Source organism: Microbacterium longlingense, from assembly GCF_058349825.2.
The window spans coordinates 283,979-303,139 of the sequence record NZ_JBYRJA020000005.1 but is presented as its reverse complement, the minus strand read 5'-3'; the positions used below and the strand labels follow the sequence as shown (position 1 = coordinate 303,139).

Annotated in this window: 21 protein-coding genes and 1 tRNA gene; 10 read left to right on the top strand and 12 right to left on the bottom strand. The window is 69.2% G+C overall.

Annotated features, from left to right (window positions below; translation table 11 throughout):
* Positions 1 to 147 precede the first annotated feature (147 nt).
* Positions 148 to 231 (bottom strand) — tRNA-Leu (locus tag AC3RXY_RS09725).
* 308 nt (positions 232 to 539) lie between these two features.
* Here AC3RXY_RS09725 and AC3RXY_RS09720 point away from each other — a divergent pair.
* The 7 genes from AC3RXY_RS09720 to pknB are packed head-to-tail and all read left to right on the top strand — an operon-like array spanning position 540 to position 9,443.
* Positions 540 to 1,265 carry an FHA domain-containing protein gene (locus tag AC3RXY_RS09720; protein WP_491510710.1) on the top strand — a complete coding sequence of 242 codons (726 nt, stop codon included), beginning with the start codon at positions 540 to 542 and terminating at the stop codon, positions 1,263 to 1,265.
* On the top strand, positions 1,262 to 1,771 hold the full coding sequence (locus tag AC3RXY_RS09715) for an FHA domain-containing protein FhaB/FipA (protein WP_491510709.1): 510 nt from the start codon (positions 1,262 to 1,264) through the stop codon (positions 1,769 to 1,771). The genes AC3RXY_RS09720 and AC3RXY_RS09715 overlap by 4 nt, the downstream gene beginning before the upstream one ends.
* Positions 1,772 to 1,777: 6 nt before the next feature.
* Positions 1,778 to 3,022 (top strand): PP2C family protein-serine/threonine phosphatase, encoded by a 1,245-nt coding sequence (locus AC3RXY_RS09710; RefSeq protein WP_491510708.1) that lies wholly within the window; start codon positions 1,778 to 1,780, stop codon positions 3,020 to 3,022.
* The gene (locus AC3RXY_RS09705; RefSeq protein WP_491510707.1) at positions 3,019 to 4,404 is read left to right on the top strand and encodes an FtsW/RodA/SpoVE family cell cycle protein; all 1,386 of its coding nucleotides are present in this window, start codon (positions 3,019 to 3,021) and stop codon (positions 4,402 to 4,404) included. The genes AC3RXY_RS09710 and AC3RXY_RS09705 overlap by 4 nt, the downstream gene beginning before the upstream one ends.
* Complete coding sequence (locus AC3RXY_RS09700) at positions 4,401 to 5,858, top strand: peptidoglycan D,D-transpeptidase FtsI family protein (RefSeq protein WP_491510706.1); 1,458 nt, start codon at positions 4,401 to 4,403, stop codon at positions 5,856 to 5,858. Before AC3RXY_RS09705 ends, AC3RXY_RS09700 begins: the two co-directional genes overlap by 4 nt.
* On the top strand, positions 5,855 to 7,615 hold the full coding sequence (locus AC3RXY_RS09695) for a serine/threonine-protein kinase (protein ID WP_491510705.1): 1,761 nt from the start codon (positions 5,855 to 5,857) through the stop codon (positions 7,613 to 7,615). The genes AC3RXY_RS09700 and AC3RXY_RS09695 overlap by 4 nt, the downstream gene beginning before the upstream one ends.
* 49 nt (positions 7,616 to 7,664) lie before the next feature.
* Positions 7,665 to 9,443 (top strand): Stk1 family PASTA domain-containing Ser/Thr kinase, encoded by a 1,779-nt coding sequence (pknB, locus tag AC3RXY_RS09690; protein ID WP_491510704.1) that lies wholly within the window; start codon positions 7,665 to 7,667, stop codon positions 9,441 to 9,443.
* A gap of 101 nt (positions 9,444 to 9,544) precedes the next feature.
* Here the strand turns inward: pknB and AC3RXY_RS09685 are convergent, their stop codons facing one another.
* The 3 genes from AC3RXY_RS09685 to AC3RXY_RS09675 are packed head-to-tail and all read right to left on the bottom strand — an operon-like array spanning position 9,545 to position 11,039.
* Positions 9,545 to 10,138 (bottom strand): anthranilate synthase component II, encoded by a 594-nt coding sequence (locus AC3RXY_RS09685; protein WP_491510703.1) that lies wholly within the window; start codon positions 10,136 to 10,138, stop codon positions 9,545 to 9,547.
* Positions 10,135 to 10,290, bottom strand: coding sequence for a hypothetical protein (locus AC3RXY_RS09680; protein ID WP_491510702.1), 156 nt, complete (start codon positions 10,288 to 10,290; stop codon positions 10,135 to 10,137). The genes AC3RXY_RS09685 and AC3RXY_RS09680 overlap by 4 nt, the downstream gene beginning before the upstream one ends.
* The gene (locus tag AC3RXY_RS09675) at positions 10,290 to 11,039 is read right to left on the bottom strand and encodes a class E sortase (protein WP_491510701.1); all 750 of its coding nucleotides are present in this window, start codon (positions 11,037 to 11,039) and stop codon (positions 10,290 to 10,292) included. Before AC3RXY_RS09675 ends, AC3RXY_RS09680 begins: the two co-directional genes overlap by 1 nt.
* Positions 11,040 to 11,109: 70 nt before the next feature.
* Between AC3RXY_RS09675 and AC3RXY_RS09670 the strand changes: the two genes are divergently transcribed.
* Positions 11,110 to 11,352 carry a cell division protein CrgA gene (locus tag AC3RXY_RS09670; protein ID WP_491510700.1) on the top strand — a complete coding sequence of 81 codons (243 nt, stop codon included), beginning with the start codon at positions 11,110 to 11,112 and terminating at the stop codon, positions 11,350 to 11,352.
* Positions 11,353 to 11,570: 218 nt separating this feature from the next.
* Here the strand turns inward: AC3RXY_RS09670 and AC3RXY_RS09665 are convergent, their stop codons facing one another.
* Together AC3RXY_RS09665 and AC3RXY_RS09660 are read right to left on the bottom strand one after the other, a co-directional pair.
* Positions 11,571 to 12,440, bottom strand: coding sequence for a rhomboid family intramembrane serine protease (locus AC3RXY_RS09665; RefSeq protein WP_491510699.1), 870 nt, complete (start codon positions 12,438 to 12,440; stop codon positions 11,571 to 11,573).
* 73 nt (positions 12,441 to 12,513) lie between these two features.
* A complete protein-coding gene (locus AC3RXY_RS09660; protein WP_491510698.1) occupies positions 12,514 to 13,071 on the bottom strand; it encodes a peptidylprolyl isomerase in 558 nt (185 codons plus the stop codon).
* A 124-nt stretch (positions 13,072 to 13,195) separates the two neighbouring features.
* On the opposite strand from AC3RXY_RS09660, the gene AC3RXY_RS09655 reads away from it, so the two are divergent.
* Positions 13,196 to 13,684 carry a DNA helicase gene (locus AC3RXY_RS09655; protein ID WP_491510697.1) on the top strand — a complete coding sequence of 163 codons (489 nt, stop codon included), beginning with the start codon at positions 13,196 to 13,198 and terminating at the stop codon, positions 13,682 to 13,684.
* Entirely contained in the window at positions 13,681 to 14,160 is a 480-nt protein-coding gene (locus AC3RXY_RS09650) for an aminoacyl-tRNA deacylase (protein WP_491510696.1), read from the top strand. Before AC3RXY_RS09655 ends, AC3RXY_RS09650 begins: the two co-directional genes overlap by 4 nt.
* Positions 14,161 to 14,247: 87 nt before the next feature.
* Here the strand turns inward: AC3RXY_RS09650 and AC3RXY_RS09645 are convergent, their stop codons facing one another.
* The 6 genes from AC3RXY_RS09645 to mpaA3 form a co-directional block, all read right to left on the bottom strand.
* Complete coding sequence (locus tag AC3RXY_RS09645; RefSeq protein ID WP_491510695.1) at positions 14,248 to 15,000, bottom strand: hypothetical protein; 753 nt, start codon at positions 14,998 to 15,000, stop codon at positions 14,248 to 14,250.
* The gene (locus AC3RXY_RS09640) at positions 14,997 to 15,725 is read right to left on the bottom strand and encodes an ABC transporter permease (protein WP_491510694.1); all 729 of its coding nucleotides are present in this window, start codon (positions 15,723 to 15,725) and stop codon (positions 14,997 to 14,999) included. Before AC3RXY_RS09640 ends, AC3RXY_RS09645 begins: the two co-directional genes overlap by 4 nt.
* Positions 15,722 to 16,441: an ABC transporter ATP-binding protein gene (locus AC3RXY_RS09635; protein ID WP_491510693.1), complete on the bottom strand. Its 720-nt coding sequence runs from the start codon at positions 16,439 to 16,441 to the stop codon at positions 15,722 to 15,724. The genes AC3RXY_RS09640 and AC3RXY_RS09635 overlap by 4 nt, the downstream gene beginning before the upstream one ends.
* Entirely contained in the window at positions 16,438 to 18,123 is a 1,686-nt protein-coding gene (gene mpaP / locus AC3RXY_RS09630; RefSeq protein WP_491510692.1) for a daptide biosynthesis intramembrane metalloprotease, read from the bottom strand. Before mpaP ends, AC3RXY_RS09635 begins: the two co-directional genes overlap by 4 nt.
* Positions 18,124 to 18,131: 8 nt before the next feature.
* Entirely contained in the window at positions 18,132 to 18,944 is an 813-nt protein-coding gene (gene mpaM, locus AC3RXY_RS09625) for a daptide-type RiPP biosynthesis methyltransferase (RefSeq protein ID WP_491510691.1), read from the bottom strand.
* A gap of 94 nt (positions 18,945 to 19,038) precedes the next feature.
* Positions 19,039 to 19,161: an MpaA3 family daptide-type RiPP gene (mpaA3, locus tag AC3RXY_RS09620; RefSeq protein ID WP_491510690.1), complete on the bottom strand. Its 123-nt coding sequence runs from the start codon at positions 19,159 to 19,161 to the stop codon at positions 19,039 to 19,041.

Below are 19,161 nucleotides of genomic sequence, written 5' to 3'. Positions count from 1 at the left end.
CCCACGTCACCCCGACCACGCAGCGCTCGGCAGGAGACCGCTTCGCCGCCCACCTTGGCAAGGCTTAGCACTTTTTCTCGCACTTCCAACGCGAATGACCCCCAACCCGAGAGATAAAATCCCAGGTCAGGGGCCATTTCATTTGCGTGCGCGAGGGGGGACTTGAACCCCCACGCCCTTGCGGGCACTGGCACCTGAAGCCAGCGCGTCTACCTATTCCGCCACTCGCGCAACGTCGTGCCCTCTCGGACCCAACCTCCCCAAGATATCACGAAGCGGATGCCTGTCCTGCACACCGGACCTCTCCCGCATCGGAGCCGCTCCGAGGGCGCGATGGAAACATCCGGTGGGTCCGAGGCGGCCCCGCAGCGCCCCTCGCAACGCCCCGCGGCGAGCGCGCGACCGGCGGAAAAGGCCACGAAACCGGAATTCGCCCAGGTCGGCTGGCTACGATGTCCCTGTCTGGTGCGCGTGAACGTGCTCCGGATCAGAGACGAACACACCTGACCATCGACCGGCCACACCACCTGGGAGCGCCCGTGGGACTGCTCGACAGCTTCGAGAAGGGGATCGAACGCGCCGTGAACGGCGCGTTCGCCAGAACCTTCCGCAGCGGCATCCAGCCGGTCGAGATCGCGTCGGCCCTCCGCCGCGAAGCCGACACGAAGTCGGCCGTGGTCTCCCGCGACCGCATCATCACCCCGCACGCCTACACCGTGCGGCTGAGCCCGGAAGACGCCGAGCGGATGACGTCGCTCGGCCCCGCGCTCAACAGCGAGCTGCACACCCTCCTCAGCGATCACGCACGGCGGCAGGGGTACAGCTTCGCTCAGCCCCTCTCCATCACCCTGACCACAGACCCCCAGGTGCCCACCGGCACCGTGGGCGTCGACTCCAGCGCGGCCCAGAGCGACGTGCGCTGGCAGGCCGAGGTCGAGGTCAACGGCCGCCGGCACACGCTCTCCGGCGCCCGCACGGTGATCGGCCGCGGCAGCGACGCCGACATCACGATCGCGGATGCCGGTTCCAGTCGTCGCCACGCCGAGATCCTGTGGGACGGCGACCACGCGATGCTCCGCGACCTCGGCTCCACCAACGGCACCCGCCTCGACGGGCAGCAGGTGCGCGAGGGCGCCCTCGCCACCGGATCGGTGATCACGATCGGCCGCACCGACCTCACCTTCCGGATCGTTCCCGTGGCGGCACGCACCGCGCGCCGTGGCGGCGACATGTACGACGACAGCACCTTCGGGGGGATGCCGTGAGCGAACTGACCCTCCTGATCCTGCGGGTCGGGTTCCTCATCCTGATGTGGATCTTCGTGTTCGCGGTGGTCTACTCGCTGCGAGCCGACCTCTTCGGGGTGCGCGTGCGCAAGATGCCGGCACCGGCCGGTGGCGCACCAGCCCAGGCCCCCGCCCCGGCGCCGGCCCCGAAAGCGTCGTCCCCGACCAAGACGTCCGGCCCCGCGACCACCGCCACCGCGCGCCATCTCGTGATCACCTCCGGACCGAAGACCGGGCTCGATCTGCCCCTCGGCACCGACCCCATGACGATCGGCCGATCCAGCGAGTCCGGCCTCGTCATCCGCGACGACTACACCTCCAGCCATCACGCCCGCCTCGTGCTGTGGGGCGATCAGTGGATGATCCAGGACCTCGACTCCACCAACGGCACCTTCCTCGACGGATCCCGGGTGACCGCACCCGCGGCGATCCATCTCGGCGTCCCGATCCGGGTCGGTGCAACGACCTTCGAACTGCGAGCCTGACCCGACATGGTCTTCGAAGGCTCCAGCGCCGCCATCTCGCACACCGGGAAGGTGCGCTCGAACAACCAGGACTCCGGCTACGCCGGTGCCAACCTGTTCGCGGTGGCGGACGGCATGGGCGGCCATGCCGGCGGCGATGTGGCATCGAGCCTGGCCGTGCACCGCATCGCTCCCCTCGATCAGGGATATACATCGATCGAAGCGGCGGAGGACGCACTGCGCGACGTCTCCCAGATCTGTGCGGACGACCTGGTGCGTGCGGCCAAGGAGCGGCCGGAGCTGGCGGGCCTCGGCACGACGCTGAGCGCCATCATCATGGTCGATGACTACGCCGTCATCGGCCACATCGGCGACTCGCGCATCTATCTGTACCGCGATGAAGAGCTCACCCAGATCACCACCGACCACACCTTCGTGCAGCGGCTGGTAGACTCCGGCCGCATCACCCCGGAGGAGGCGCGCTACCACCCCCGCCGCTCCGTGCTGATGCGGGTGCTCAGCGACATGGACATGTCGCCGGAGCTGGACATGTTCGTGATGCCCACCCAGCCCGGCGACCGCTGGCTGCTGTGCTCCGACGGCCTGTCCGGCGTGGTCGATGAGACGCACATGCGCAAGGCGTTCCGGATGGGGCTCCCCCCGGGACGCACCGCGGACGGGCTGCTCAAGCAGGCCCTCGACGGCGGCGCACCGGACAACGTCACCATCGTGATCGTCGACGTCGGCGGACAGCACCCGGTGCTGTCCGGCGCCCCCACCATCGTGGGCTCCGCCTCCAACCCCAGCGGCACCGTGCCGGCACGTCCGGCGCGTCCGGCACGCCCCAGCTGGCTGCATCCGGTGCGTCAGGCGGCGAACGAGCCCAGCCACTTCGAGCCATCGGCCGACTACCTCGAGGAGCTCATCGAGGAGGACCGCCGCCGGGCGCGCCGCCGACGCGGCATCTGGATCAGCGGATTCGTCGTGGTGCTGCTGCTGCTCGCCGCGGCCGCCTGGGGCGCGTACTCGTGGACGCAGACGCGCTACTTCGTCGGGATCAGCGAAGAGGGCACGGTCGCCATCTACCAGGGCATCCAGCAGGACATCGGGCCGATCACGCTGTCGCACGTCTACCGCGACACCGACATCCACGTCGACGAGCTGCCGCCGTTCGACCGGCTCACCGTGACCCGCACCGTCACCGCCAACTCGCTCGAACACGCCCAGTCGATCGTCGATCGCCTCGAATCATCCGCGGAGGACCGCCGATGAGCGCCGACGTCGCCGCCGACACCAGCATCCTCCAGGCCCTGCGCAAGATGCGGATGCCGCAGTCGCAGCGCAACCGCGAGCTCTGGCTCCTGCTGTTCGCGATCCTGATGAGCGGAATCGCGATCACGCTCGTACAGCTGGGGGCGCTCGGCACCATCGACCCGATGATCCTCGCCATCGCCGGGGGGCTCGCGATCGTCGTGCTCGCCCTGCACGTGGTGCTGCGCTTCGTCGCCGCAGACGCCGACCCGTTCGTCGTGCCGATCGCGACGCTGCTCACGGGCCTCGGCATCGCGATGATCTACCGCCTGGACATCGCCGAGGGCGTCACCGGCTGGGGGGCATACTCCAATCGGCAGCTCGCGTGGCTCGCGATCTCGCTGGCCGGCGCGATCGCGGTCGTCATCGCACTGCGCAACTACCGCGTGCTGTTCCGCTACACATACCTGTTCGGCCTGGCCGGCATCGTGCTGCTCATCCTGCCGTTCATCCCCGGGCTGCGCGTGGCAGACGCCAACGCAGACGTGTGGGTGTCGATCGGCGGCATTTTCTCCTTCCAGCCCGGCGAGATCGCCAAGATCTGCCTGGCGATCTTCTTCGCCGGCTACCTCGTGCGCACGCGGGAGAGCCTCACGTCCGTCGGCACCCGGTTCCTCGGCATCACCTGGCCGCGCATGCGGGAGCTCGGCCCTGTGATCGTGGTGTGGCTGGTCTCACTCGGCATCATCGTCGTCCAGCACGATCTCGGCACCGGGCTGCTGCTGTTCGGCATGTTCGTCGCGATGCTCTACGTCGCCACCGGCAAGACCAGCTGGGTGCTGATCGGCCTCGCCCTGGTGATCGCGGGCGCTCTGGCTGCCACCCGCGTGCTCCCCTATGTGCGCGGCCGGTTCGAGAACTGGCTGTTCGCCTTCGACCCCGATGTCATCGACGCATGGGGCGGCAGCTACCAGCTGATCAGCGGTATCTTCGGCCTCGCCCACGGCGGTCTCCTCGGCACCGGACTGGGTCAGGGCCGCCCGCACATCACCCCGCTGGCGGAGAGCGACTACATCATCCCCAGCCTCGGTGAGGAGCTGGGCCTGATCGGTCTGTTCGCGATCCTCTGCCTCTACATGGTCTTCGTCAGCCGTGGCCTGCGCATCGGGCTCGCCGGGCAGGACGACTTCGGCAAGCTCCTCGCGACCGGCCTGTCGTTCACGATCGCCCTGCAGGTGTTCATCATGGTCGGCGGCGTCACCCGGGTGATCCCGCTCACCGGCCTCACGACGCCGTTCCTGGCCGCCGGAGGGTCCTCCCTCGTGGCGAACTGGCTGATCGTCGCGCTCCTGCTGCGCATCTCCGACGGCGTGCGGCGCCAGCCGAGGGTGGTGATCGGGTGACGAAGGAACTCCGCCGGCTCAGCATCCTCGTGTTGCTGATGTTCGTGTCGCTGTTCGCGGCCACCAGCTGGATCCAGGTGGTCGACGCGCAGACCCTGGCGCAGAACGACCGCAACGACCGCACCCGCCTGGACAGCTACGAGGTGCAGCGCGGCTCGATCATCGTCGACGGCGAGCCCATCGCCTACTCGGTGCCATCCGCCGACGCCTATTCTTTCCAGCGCGTCTATGAGGACAGCCCGCTCTGGTCCGCCGTGACCGGCTACTACAACCCCGTGCTGGGCTCCGCGACCGGCATCGAGCAGGCGATGAACGCCGACCTCTCCGGCACGGGCAGCTCGCAGTTCTTCGCCTCGATCGAGCGGATCATCTCCGGTCAGCCTGCGCAGGGATCGAACGTCGTGCTCACCCTCGACGGCGCAGCCCAGCGTGCCGCGGCCGAGGCGATGGACGGCTACGAGGGCGCGGTCGTCGCGATCGAGCCGGACACCGGCCGCGTCCTCGCGCTCTACTCCACACCCGGCTTCGACGCCAACACCCTCGCCGACCACGACACCGACGCCGTGGACGAGGCCTATCAGGCCCTCGCCGCCGACCCGGGCGAACCGCTGCTGAGCCACGGCATCCGCAGCCTGAACCCTCCCGGGTCGACCTTCAAACTCGTGGTGGTCGCCGCCGCGCTGGAGACCGGTAACTGGACGCTGCAGTCCACGCTGCCCAACCCGCCCAGCTACACGCCGCCCGGCACCACGTCGCCGATCCACAATGCCTGGGGCACGGCCTGCGGGGAGGGCACCACGGTGACCATCGCCGACGCCCTGCGCCTGAGCTGCAACATCCCCCTGGCCGAGCTGGCCGTGGAGATCGGTTCGGATCAGATCCGCCGCACCGCCGAGCGCTTCGGGTTCAACCAGGACCTCGAGATCCCCCTCGACGTGGTCGCCTCCGGCTACCCCACCCAGGAGCTCGACGTCCCGCAGACGGCGCTCACCGGATTCGGACAGGGCGATGTCACCGCCAGCGCGCTCCAGATGGCCATGGTCGCCGCCGGCATCGCGAACAGCGGCACGGTGATGTCGCCGCGCCTGGTCGATCAGGTGCTCGGCAATGATCTCTCCGTGCAGCGCGCGTTCGAGGACATCGAGCTGGGCGATGCCATGACGGTCCTGGATGCCAGGGCCCTCACCGCCGTGATGGTGCGGGGAGTCAATGACGGCGCCGCACAAGGTGCAAGAATAGACGGCGTCGACGTCGCCGGGAAGACGGGCACAGCAGAGAACGGGGACACCAGGCCGTACACGCTCTGGTTCACCGGGTTCGCGCCCGCAGAGAACCCGACCGTCGCCGTGGCGGTCGTCGTCGAAAACGGCGGTGGGATGGGACAGTCGGGGTCAGGAGACGAGATCGCGTCTCCGATCGCGAAGAAGGTCATGGAGGCGGTGCTGGGCAAATGAGGCCGACGCAGGGAGTTTCTTTCGGCGGGCGTTACGAGCTGGTCTCGCGTGTCGCGATCGGCGGCATGGGCGAGGTCTGGGAGGCCACCGACCATGTGATCGGTCGCACCGTCGCCATCAAGATCCTCAAGGACGAGTACATGGGCGACCCCGGGTTCCTCGAGCGCTTCCGCGCCGAGGCCCGCCACGCCGCGCTCGTGAACCATGAGGGCATCGCCAGCGTGTTCGACTACGGCGAGGAGAACGGCAGCGCCTATCTCGTCATGGAGCTCGTGCCGGGCGAGGCGCTGTCGACGATCCTGGAGCGCGAGGGCTCCATCAGCCCGGATCGTACGCTCGACATCGTCGCCCAGACGGCCTCGGCCCTGCAGGCGGCGCACGCCGCCGGCCTGGTGCACCGCGACATCAAGCCGGGAAACCTGCTGATCACGCCAGACGGCCGGGTGAAGATCACCGACTTCGGCATCGCGCGCATCGCCGATCAGGTTCCGCTGACGGCCACCGGGCAGGTCATGGGCACCGTGCAGTACCTCTCGCCGGAGCAGGCGTCTGGTCATGCCGCATCGCCCGCGACGGACATCTACTCGCTCGGCATCGTCGCCTATGAGTGCCTGGCCGGGCACCGCCCGTTCACCGGGGAATCACAGGTGGCGATCGCCATGGCGCAGATCAACGAGCAGCCCCCGCCGCTGCCCGCATCCGTGCCGCAGCCGGTCCAGAACCTCATCATGGCGATGCTCGCGAAGAAGCCCGCCGACCGGCCGTCCTCCGCCGCGAATGTCGCGCGCGCCGCGCAGGCGCTGCGCCGCAACGACCTCAACTCCGCAACGATCGCCGTGCCCGCGATCGCCGGCGCTGCCGGGGCGGACGACCTGACCCAGTTGTTCCCCGCGGCCGGTGGCGATGGCGCGACGCGCATCCTCCCGACCACGGCGCGCATCCCCACCGATGCCGAGGAGCCCGAGGAGAAGGAAGAGCGCAAGCGCAGCCCCTGGACGTGGCCGCTGGTCGCGTTGATCGCGATCCTGCTGATCGCGCTCGGCGGCTTCGTGTGGTCGATGGTGGGCGGCGGCGACGACAAGCCGGAGCCCGACCCGACGTCGTCCTCCACCAGCACCCCCACCAACACCCCCACACCGTCGGCGACCCCGACCATCGACCGCGTCGATGTCGATGCCCTCGGCCTCATGGGCCTCAGCTGCGAAGAGGCGAAGACCAAGGCGACCGATGCCGGTCTCGACGTCAACTGCACCACGGGCAACGCCGCGACCGCCGCGGACCAGGTGGGCAAGGTCTACGCGATCGACAAGACCGGAACGGTGGCGAAGGGCACGATCCTCGCCCTGTCGGTCTACGGTGACGTGGTCTCGGCCGGATCTCTCGAGAGCGCCCCGACGATCGACGCGGAGAGCGTCGTCGCCGGCAGCACGGTCACCCTGCGGTGGAGCGCATACGCGTGCCCGAGCGGCGCGGGCGACTTCGCCGGATACACCGTGAATCTCAGCAATGGCACCTTCCTGGCGAACGGCCAGTCCACGATGGTCTTCGAGGGCATCAGCCAGACCAGCGCCGAGGTCACCGTGGCCAACACCGTGGACACCCAGCTGGTGGCCAGCTACACGGTCACCTGCTCTGTCAGCGGAGCGACGGGCGCTTCTCCCACGCTGACGGTCCCGATCGTCTCGGCGGACCCGCAGCCCAGCCCGGAGCCGACCGACGAACCCGGCAATGAGGGAACAGAGGGCGGCGACCAGTAGCGAGCCCGACGTTCCGGGAGACGCGGACGTTCAGGTTGAATTCGCCTGAATGGAATATGGTCCTTCAGACAAGGTCAAAGGGGGTAGGTGCGTGGCCGCAGAGACGCTTGGCGGGCGCTACAGCGTCGGCGAGCAGATCGGCCAGGGCGGCATGGCCCGGGTTTTCCTGGGACATGACACGACGCTGGGCCGAGAAGTCGCGATCAAGATCCTCGACCCCTCGCTCGCCCGCGACGCGTCTTTCCGCACCCGGTTCCGGCTCGAAGCGCAGGCGGCATCGCGCATGTCTCACCCGTCGATCGTGCGCGTATACGACGCCGGCGAAGAGCCCGGCGACGACGGCCCCATCCCCTACATCGTCATGGAGTTCGTCGACGGCGAGCTGCTGAAAGACGTCATGGCCCGCGGCCCGGTGCCCGTCGACGACGCGGTGCGATATGTCGACGGCATCCTCGAGGCTCTCCAGTACTCCCACCGCGCCGGCGTCGTGCACCGCGACATCAAGCCGGGCAACGTCATGATCACCTCCCGCGGCCAGGTGAAGGTGATGGACTTCGGCATCGCCCGTGCCGTCTCCGACTCCTCCTCGACGGTCGCTGAGACGACGCAGATCATCGGCACCGCGAGCTACTTCTCCCCGGAGCAGGCCAAGGGCGAGCAGGTCGACTCGCGCACCGACCTGTACTCCACCGGCGTCGTGCTCTACGAGCTGCTCGCCGGACGCCCACCGTTCCGCGGTGACTCCCCCGTCGCCGTGGCCTACCAGCACGTGAGCGAAGCCCCCACCCCCCCGAGCGACGTGCTCGAGCAGGCACCCCATGCCCTCGACGCCGTCGTGCTGCGGGCCATGGCGAAGGATCCGTTCCAGCGTTTCCCCGACGCGGCGGCCTTCCGTGAGGCCCTCGACGCCGCTGCGGCCGGCCGCGCGCCGTCGAAACGCGAGCTCGGCGCCCTCACCAACGAGCTCTACGGCGCCAGCCCCCGGCAGGCCGCCGAGACGGCACGCTCGCTGCGCCAGCTCAGCACAGACACCACCATGACCCGTACCCAGACCGGGCCGCCCGTGGCGTGGATCTGGGCCGGCGTGGCGCTCCTGGCGGTGCTTCTGGCATCCGTGCTCATCTGGGTCCTCTCCATCCGTCCGGACGGCGATGTTCCCTCCGCATCACGCGTGGTGCCCGAGGTCGCCGGCTGGACGCTGGAGGCCGCACAGGCCGAGTTCGAGCGCCTCGATCTGCTCACCGAGACCGTGGAGGAGTCCAACGCCGACATCGCCGACGGCAACGTGATCAGCACCGACCCGGCTCCCGGCACGACCGTCGCGATCGGGCAGACCGTGACCCTGCACGTGTCGACCGGCGCCGAGATGAAGACCATGCCCCGGCTCGAGGGCCTGCTGCTGCCCGCCGCCAAGGACGCGATCGGGAAGGCCGGCCTCACGATGGGCACCGTCACCTACCGCAACGACCCCGCTCTGGCGGCGAACACCGTGATCGCCGCCAGCCGCCTGGCAGACGAAGAGGTCGCGCCCGGCACCGTGATCGATCTCGTCGTCGCCAGTGGTGTCGTGACCGTGCGCGACTTCAGCGGATGGCCGGTGGAGGCTGCCGAAGCCGAGCTCACCGCCCTGGGGCTCACTCCCCGCACCACCGGTGACCCGAGCTGCGCCACGACGACCCCGCCGACCGTGGCCCGCATGTCGGTCGCGCCCGGCGATGTGGCGGTGCGTTCGACGGTGGAGCTGTTCTCCTGCTCCGGCGACGGCAGCGCGCCGGCGCCGACCAAACCCGACCCCGAGCCCGGCACGGACGAAGAGCCCCACGAGTAAGGAGCCCCGCGACCGCTCGGCCCGTCGCTCCGGGCGCAGCCGGCTCGCACAGGCCGCCGCGGCAGTGGGGGTATCGGCGCAGGACGCGTGTCCGTCGGTGCTCAGCCGTCCGCAGGGAGGCTGTCGAGCCAGTTCTGCAGCATCCGGTGGCCGCCCTCGGTCAGCACGCTCTCGGGATGGAACTGCACCCCGGCGATCGGCAGATCACGGTGCGCGACGCCCATCACCGTTCCCGCATCGGTCCGGGCGGTGACCACGAGCTCCGCCGGCAGGGCGGCCTCGGCCAGGGCGAGCGAGTGGTAACGGCCGGCGGCGAACGGCGACGGGAGGCCGGTGAACAGCCCTGTGCCATCGTGGTGCACCGCGGAGGACCGCCCGTGCATGAGTTCCGGCGCCTCCCCCACTGGCGCGCCGAAGGCCGCGCCGATGGCCTGATGCCCCAGGCACACGCCCAGCACGGGCGTCCCGCGCCGGGCTGCCACCTGGATCGCCGGAACGGATGCACCTGCCGTGGCCGGCGAACCGGGCCCCGGGGAGACGAGCACCCCGGCATAACCGTCGAACAGCGGGTCGAGGTCGCCCGGATCGATCGCGTCCGCCTCGACCACGTCGACATCGGCCCCCAGCTCGCGCAGATACGAGACGAGGATGAACACGAAGCTGTCGTGGTTGTCGATCACGAGAACACGGGTCATGACACATCCACCTCCCCGGGAAGAACAGCGGGGCTCACCCAGGGGAACACGAAGAAGAACAGCACGGAGACCACCGCCACGGCGAGCATGAGCATGATGACCGCGCGGAGCCACCGCGGTCCGGGAAGGATGCGCCACAGCGCTGCGTACATCAGAGCGTCCCCTCTGTCAGGGATGGAGGCGGGCCGTCGGCGCGGGCCTGGAAGCCGTCGAACACGCCGAACGCGACGATCCGTTCGGCGAGGGAGTACAGCGGTGAACATGCCGTGAGCGTGATGAACTGCTCCCCCGTCGCCCCACCGGGTTCTTGCGGCACGGGCAGGAGCACATCGACATCGTCCGGGGCGACATACGCCAGGGTGCGGAACCGATAGGTGTACCAGCCATCCGGGGTCTCCACCACGATCGCATCGTTCAGGCGCAGCTCATCGATCCGGCGGAACGGCTGCCCCCAGGTGGTGCGATGACCGGCGAGCGAGAGGTTGCCCGCCTCGCCCGGCATGCTGGAGCGATCGTAGACCCCGACGCCGATCGGATCGAGCGTGACGGAACGCGACGTGCCGCCGGCGATCTGGACGGCGTAATCGGAGCCGAACCGCGGCACGTGCAGCACAGCGAAGACCTCGCCGTCCGCAGGATGCTCCGGAACGGGAAGCGGTGGCGTCTCGGGCTCTGCGTCCGCCGAGACCGGGGCGGCGGCGGACCAGGCCAGCGAAAGCTGCTGGCCGCGCGCGTTCTTCTCCGCGCTCATGATGAGGTCGCTCGCCCACAGCTGCCAGACGGCGAACAGCACCGCGATGACGCCCGCGGTCACAACGAGCTCCCCCAGCACCGTCCCCACCGTCGCGCGACGGGGTGCGCCGCTGCGGCCACGCCGGCGAGAGTCGGCGCGGGTGGTCATGGCGCCGATCCTAGTCGGCCCACCCCACGCCCGGGTGGGGTTCCCGGGGCGTCGTCAGTAGGATGGGGGCATGGCACCTTCCAGCCGATCCAACGAAGAGCCCGTCGTCGAGCGCCGCGCAGGCGAGCCAGCGCCCAACCCGGTGTGGTTCAAGCCGGTCATGGTGGGCTTCATGCTGCTCGGCCTGGTGTGGATCCTGGTGTTCTACATCAGCGGAACGCAGTTCCCGATTCCGGGCATCGGAGCCTGGAACCTGCTGATCGGCCTGGGCATCGCCCTCATCGGCTTCATCATGACCACACGCTGGCGCTGACTCCGCCCCCTCGTATGACGAAGGCCTCCGCTTCCGCGGGGGCCTTCGTCATCCCCCTCGTCGTCCGCGAATCACACCGTTGTCATTCTCTCCCCATGTGGACAACTGCTGTGGATAACTCCGCCGTCCCGGCTCGTCCTCCCCGCGAGCGGCCACGTTGTGTCGCCAATCTCCGCGATTGGCGACACAACGTGGCCGCTCGCGGGGAGGGGTGGGGGTCAGCGGGTCAGGAAGAGGGGCGGCACCACGAAAACCAGCACCAGGAGGACCGCGGCGATCGTCGACAGGAGGGCGATCTGCAGGCCGCGCTTCTCGCGCGGGCGGGTGCGAATGAAGACCAGGCCAGCGAGCGCTCCGACCACCAGGCCGCCGATGTGCGCCTGCCAGGCGATCCCCATGGACGGGATGAACCCGATCACCAGGTTGAAGCCGAGGACGACGGCGAGGCTGGTCATGTTGGCGCCGAGGTGACGCCCGATCACCAGCAGGGCTCCGAACAGTCCGAAAACCGCGCCGGACGCCCCGACGACCGGTGTCAGCGGGGCGATCAGGGCGACCGCCACCGAACCACCCAGACCGCTCAGCAAGTAGAGCGCGACGTAACGGGTGCGACCGAGCATCGGCTCGAGGGTGCGCCCCAGCATCCACAGCGCCAACATGTTCAGGGCGAGGTGCCAGAGACCGCCGTGCACGAAGACCGCGGTGAACAGCCGCCACGGCTCGAAGGGGAACCCAGAGAGCTGCGGGTAGAGGAACGGCGCGTAGAACATCAGCGCATTGGTGATCTGCCCGCCGAGACCGGGGATCATCTGCGCAAGACTCACGACGGCGGTGATCGCCATGATCACGTTGGTCGCCACGAGCGGACCGCCCACGGCGCGATTGCGTGAGCGGGCGAAGCGCTGAGCGGGCGTCTCCGCCTTGCGCTGCGCCTTCATGCACTCCGGGCACACCACGCCGACCGGACCGGGCGTCTGGCACTCCGGGCAGATCGTGCGGGTGCAGCGCTGGCAGAGCACGAAGCTCCGCCGATCCGGGTGCCGGTAGCAGAAGTTGTCGCGGTTGCCTGCGAACTGCGGCGTTGTCATCTGCTCCCGGCCTCCGGAATCGGCTGAATCACCGGGCGGGGCTCACGCACCCTGCCCGCCTGGTTGCGTCGGATCAGGCCGCGACGACGTCGATCGAGCTGATGACGACCGGCTCCACCGGGCGGTCCCCCGCACCGGTGGGCACGGCGGCGATCGCGTCGACGACCTTGCGCGAGTCGTCGTCCGCGACCTCGCCGAAGATCGTGTGGTTGCCTTGCAGCCACGGGGTCGGGTCCGTGGTGATGAAGAACTGCGAGCCGTTGGTGCCCTCGGCCTTGCCGGTGATGGCGTTCATGCGCTTGCCGGCGTTGGCCATGGCGAGCACGTACGGGCCGGAGAAGTTGAGCTCTGCGTTGATCTCATCGTCGAAGTTGTAACCCGGACCACCGACACCCTGGCCGAGCGGGTCGCCGCCCTGGATCATGAAGCCGGGAATGATCCGGTGGAAGATCACATCCTTGTAGAGGGGGCCCTCGCCCGGCTCGCCGGTGGCCGGGTGGGTCCACGCCTGCGAACCGTCGGCAAGACCGACGAAGTTCTTCACGGTGCGGGGAGCGTGATCTCCGTAGAGGTTGACGACGATGTCTCCGTGGTTGGTGTGCAGGGTTGCGACATGCGTGGTGTGAGGCATGCGTCCATTCTCGCAGGCGCATGACGGATTGCGCTCGTTCCCTGCTCATCTCAAGGGTCGCGTGGCAAGATGGAGTCACCGGATGCATGACATGCATGGGTTCCGACGCACGAGGGAGACCACCGTGAGCCTCAGCCGTAAGCGCAAGAAGGAACTGCGCCGCCTCCAGAACGACGCGAACCGTCTGTGGGGGGAGCAGCAGCACCTCGTCGGCCAGGCGGCCGACGTCGCCCGTGAGGCGGGCAGACAGCTGGGCAAGCTCAACCGCGAGCAGGTCGTTCCTGCCGTGCAGGACAGCTACGAGCGTCACGTCGCCCCGGTCGTCGACCGGACGACGCGCTTCAGCCGCCACGTCATCGATGACAAGGTCGTTCCTGCCGTCGGCGGTGTCGTTGGCACCGCGATGCACGTCTGGGATGTGGCCAACCAGCGTCGCGGTGGTGTGCCCGCCGTCGTCGTGCCCCAGAAGAACCGCCCGAGCACGGGCGCGATCGTCGCCATCGTGCTCGGTGCCGTTGCCGCGATCGGCGTTCTCGCCGCCGCCTGGCAGACGCTGCGCGCCGATGACGAGCTCTGGGTGGCTGACGACCCGCTCGCCGACCCGGAAGCGTGACGCACGACCGCGTTCTGAACGCGGCCGCCGAGCGCGGCCTCTCGATTGACATCGTCGAGCGTCCGCCCGCACGCGACCTCTTTGAGGCCGCGGCGGGCCTGGGCGTACCCGCGTCGAGCATTGTGAAGACGCTCGTCGTGAAGCGTCACGATGACTCGTACCTCTTCGCTCTCGTGCCCGGCGGCCGGCGGATCTCGTGGCCCAAGCTCCGCGCGACGGTCGGCGTCAACCGGCTGCGACTTCCCGAGCCCGAGCTCGCTCTCGCCGCCACCGGCTACCCCCGAGGGGCGATCGTCCCCATCGGCAGCTCAACCGCCTGGCCGATATATGCCGATTCGAGCATCGATGGCAGAATCGGCATGGGCGCTGGCACGCCGGGTTACAACCTGTTCGTCGACTCCGCTGCCCTCCTCTCCGCCTATGGTGCAGTGATTGCGGATATCACCGAGCCGGAGCCGGCCACTCCCCCAACCTGATCATCTCGATGCCGTTGGCGGTATGTTTGCGGGCAACTCGAACCGCGAAGCGCGGATTGCCCCGGCTCCGCCTGCTCCTCCCGGCACTCAGCGCACCAGCCGGGCCGGCGCGACGTCGGAACGAAGGAAGCGCCAGAACGCCGCCCCGGCGGCGGCTCCCAGCACGGCGACGAGCACCATCCCCGCAGCAGCCCTCCCCGGGCCGGATTCCGACGTCAGGCCGAGCATGCTCAGGTCGATTCCCAGCGCCCGCGCGAGCATCGGGAGCGGAAGCCACCCCGCCAGCGCGGGCATGACGGAGGCGAGAGGCAGCGCGACGCCCACCGATAGCGGCACGACGACGAGCGCGAGCAGATGGTGCCGGATGAGCACTCCCAGGCAGAGTCCCCAGAGGGCCGCCGCGGCCCCGGCGCACAGACAGGCCGCGAAGGGGTGCCAACCCAGCGAAGATCCGCCGGCCACGAGAATGAGCGCCACCTGCGCGACCCCGGCTCCGGCGAGTGCCACCACGGCTCCGCCGATGGCGGTGACCGGCGCTCGTGCCGCGATGACCTCCCATCGAGAGACGAGCGTGGCCTGACGTGCGATGACGCCGTCACGATCGTCGATCGTGTACCGGAACGATCCGTAGATCGCCCCGATGACGGCCGCCGAGACCATGACGAGAACACCGATCTGCTCAGCGAACACGGCACGCACCGCGTGCGGCGCCTGCGCGAGCCCGGTGGGCGTGGTGATGAACGAGCTCGCGACCATCCCGGCGGCAACGGCCGCGGTCACCAGGAGGACCGGGTCGTGACGGAGCGCCTGGAACCGCGCTCGCACCGCCGGCAGCATCATGCTCTCCGCCGCCGCGTGGCCAGGAATGCCGCGACGAGCAGCACGACCACCCAGGCGACCGAAACGAGCAGACCCTGCGCGAACGGAAGCACCTCCCCACGCACCGTCGCACCCGAGAGAGACGCGAGTACCATCCCGGGCGAGTATGCGGCGATCTGTGGTGCGACACGGGTCAGCAGGAAGTCGACCAGGAGAGGCATGAGCAGCACGATCCCCGCGGTCGCATAGTAGTCACGCACCAGCCAGCCGATCGCCGCACCCATCGCGCCGCCCAGCAGCGCGCCGAGCACCGCACCGGCCGCCGCCGACCACACCCGGGGTCCCGGATCGAAAGCGAGCTCGGCGCGCGCGAGGATGAGCGTTGTCGCACCGGCCCAGACCCCGACGCCGACGATGCCCAGCCCCGTCCCCATGATCGCGCCGGCGATGGTCTTCGCGGCGAACGTACGCATGAGACCCACCGAGGTGACGGTGCGCTCCAGCGATCGATAGTAGGTCTCGCGGGTGACCGTGTAGGCGCCGACGAACATCGCCGTCACGAACGCCCACCCGGCAGCCTCGAACACGCGCTGAGTCGCTGCGTGCGCCCCGAGTTGTTCGAGGCCAGAGTCGGCCTGCGTCGACACGAGGATCATGTACGGCACCAGCACGACGAACCCGAGGACTCCCAGGAAGACCCATCCGCTGACCGCGCGCACCAGCTCGGCCCTGATCACGCCGGTCATGCCTGATCCTCTTCCACGAGCTCGAAATAGCGCTCCTCGAGTGACGCATCGCCGCCAGCGATCAACGCCTCGAGCGGTCCGGCATAGAGGAGTCTGCGCTTCATGACGACCACCTCGTCGACGGTCTGCTCGAGCTCCGCCAGCTGATGACTCGACACCAGCACTGTGCCCCCGGCGTCGGCGAACGATCGCAGCGCCCGCCGCAGCCAGCGGATACCGTCGGGGTCGAGACCGTTCGCCGGCTCATCCAGGATGAGAATCCGCGGGGCTCCGATCAGCGCCGTTGCGAGGCCGAGGCGCTGGATCATTCCGGTCGAGAACGTCTTCACCCGATCACCGGCCACCTGCTCCAGGCCCACCTGCGCCAGGACCTCGTCGATGCGCCCGCGCGGCATTCCTGCGGCGAGCCGGGCAAGCTCCAGATGCCTCCGTGCGGTGAAGCCCATCTCGAACCCGAAGCCGTCCATATGCACCCCCGCGACGTGCGCTGGCGTCTTCAACGCTCGGAACGGGCGGCCTTCGACCAGGGCCGCACCGGACGAGGGCGAGACCAGCCCGACCAGCATCCGCAGCGTCGTCGACTTGCCCGCCCCGTTCGGCCCCAGCAGGCCGACGATCGACCCCCGCGGCACGGCGAAGGACACGCTGTCGACGACGAGCCGCCCGCCGTAACGCTTGCTCAGATCTCGTGCCTCGATGGCAGAGGAATCCGTCATTGTTCTCCTATCTGAAAGAGGTCGGGAGCGACAGCGCGCAGCGGTTCGAACACGAGCACCCTCGTGGCCCATTGCCATGCGTTCTCGGAACCCAGATGGATCGTCGCGCGGCCTGTCGATGGAGCGTTCGGCGCGATCGATGCCTGCCGGACGGTGCCGACGCGGTAGCCGTGCGTCGACCCATCCGGCATCTCCACCGGAAGCACGGCCCCGATCGGGATCATTCGCTCGATGGGCTCGTCCGGGTCGAGAAGCCCCGACCCCACGGCGATGTCAAGCAGAATGCCGCTCGTGAAGAGCTCGACGCGCGCTCCCGCCGGCAGCGCGGCCGCCGCCGTCGGCGACACGAGGTGGATGGTGCGGTCGCGCAGCTCGTAGCCAGCCGTCGCCGTCACCGGAAGCACCACCGTCGTACCGGCCATCGCCCCCACGGCGAGAATCCCGCAGAAGACAGCGACCAACCGGACCCTGCTCACACCAGAAAGCCACGCACGCACCACGGCACGGCACGTCAGAAACCCCATCACCCCGACGACGAGGAGCCCCCCGAGGAGCAAGACGGCGGCGGCGATCGGCCCGCCGCCGCTCAGCATCCGTGACGCGCGCCACAGCGCCGATGCCACGAGGACGACCGGCGCGAGGACGCTGAGGATACCGAACGGGACACTCCACCATCTGGTCAGACGATGCGGCTCACGCGGGGCGCCCAGGAGCACGCGCCGAAGGGCAGAACGTGCGTCAGCGATCGCCCTGGCGCGCAGCCCCGGCTCATCGAGCCAGCTCATCAGGGCGAGGTACCCGTCGAAGCGCACGAACGGGATGAGGTTGACCAAGACGATGCCGAACGATGCGAGCCCGACGAAGAGCAGCGCGCTCCGCGCATCCCCAGGCCCCGCGGCGAACGCCAGCAGGAAACTCCCGCCGCTCAGCGCAACGTGCACCGCGGGACCGGCGAGGGCGACCGCCACACGCTGGGCGCGCTCGGGGAGTCGCCACCCGTTCGTCACGTCCACGAAGAAGGCAGGAGCGAGATAGAGCAGCATCACCCCGGCGCGCCGAGGGCTCTCTCCGTACTTCGTGAGCGTGAGTCCATGACCGAGTTCGTGCGCCAGGGTCGCCAGCACGAGTACGCCACACGCGATGAGAAGCGGCGCGAGGGGGATGGGAGACGAGACCAGCCGCACGATGTCGTCGCGCAGGCCGATTGCCGCCACTGCCCCCGCTGAGGCGATCACCGCTATCGCGGCGGCGAACCAGCGCCCATCGATCCGGCCGATCCAGCCCAGTCGCCGCGCGAAAACAGCGAACAACGCCGGTGCGCGCAGCGTCGCCAACTGGAGGGTCATCGGGGGCAGGAACGACACCCGCCCGGGCGGCCGGCGCTCGAATCCCGCGATGAGCCCGCTGCGCCGGAATCGGCCGACGAGGTCAAGGAAGTCCTCCTCCGCGACATCCGGAGCCAACGACGACCGAAGTTCCTTCAGCGTGACACGTCCGTCCATGGCCAGCAACAGGTCTGCCACCGTGGCCGACACCCGCGAGCGCGGCACTCCTTCGATCGCCACGATGCGCAGCGGTGCGTCGTCGGCTGCACCACTGCCCGACTCGCCGGCCGTGTTCTCGCCGATGCTGACGGTCGCGGCGAGCGCTGGTGTCTCGTGCCACACGTCGGGGGCGCTCACGCCCCCGCTCATGCTTCGCCCCGGCTCTCCGCCTCGAGCAGCACCATGCCGGATGCGGATGCCGTTGTGGAGCCGGTGATCTCGTGAATCTCGGGAACCTCGAATCCCGCGGCGACGAGCTCCGCCGCGAGCATTGCGGGCCGCAGGATGCGCAGCCGACTGGTGTAGACGATCGCCGGCGCCGCGCGCGGGGTCAGCTCCGCCAGGCGGATGAGGTTGATCAGGCGCTCCTCTCCCGAGGGCCACGCCTGCTGAGAGATGAGAATCGCCTCCGGCCCCGAGGCGCCGGGAAGCTCGACCACCGTGTCGTCGTCGACCGCCAGCCGGTCAGCCGCCTCATCCGTCGGCGCCGACAGCACGAAACGCCCACCCTCGACCAGGTGCCGTCGGACGGCCGCGTAGAGTCCGCGTCGGCCCGATGCGCCCAACAGCGACACCGATGTGGCACCGAGCACCGCGAGCGAGAATCGCCGCCCGAGATCGAAGTCTGTCATGTCGCCGGAGACGATGCGTAGCGCCGGATGTCCGCCGGCCGCGCGACGGAGGTGCCCCAGCATGTCCTCCGAGAGGTCCAGAGCCGTAACCTCCTTGCCCGCGCGCAGAAGCGGGATGGTCAGCCGGCCCCCGCCGGCGGCGATGTCGAGAACCGGCCCGGGCGCCGCTCGCGCGAACGTCAGGATCTCGCGCACTTCGCTCCGGTCCGGACCGACGAAGCGCTCGTAGATTTCTGCGCCATCGCCATCGTAGAAATCCTGTGCCACCGCGCGAACGTCGCAGCGTGCGAGTCGCTCGCGGACCGATGCTGTCAGCAGCCTCTGCATAGCGCGTTCCTTTCGTGTCCTGCGGTGATCGATCGGTTGTCGGTGGTCGTACCCGGGGTTGCGAACGAGTCGGGCACTCGTCCGCAACCGTTTTTCAGGTGGCGATCGCCACCGTCCCGGCAAGGATCGAGACGATATAGCCGATGTGCTCCCACCACTCCAGCGGAGCATCGAGAGCGTCAAGCTCCTCGAACTGGAGCTGCATGCCTGTGGCCAT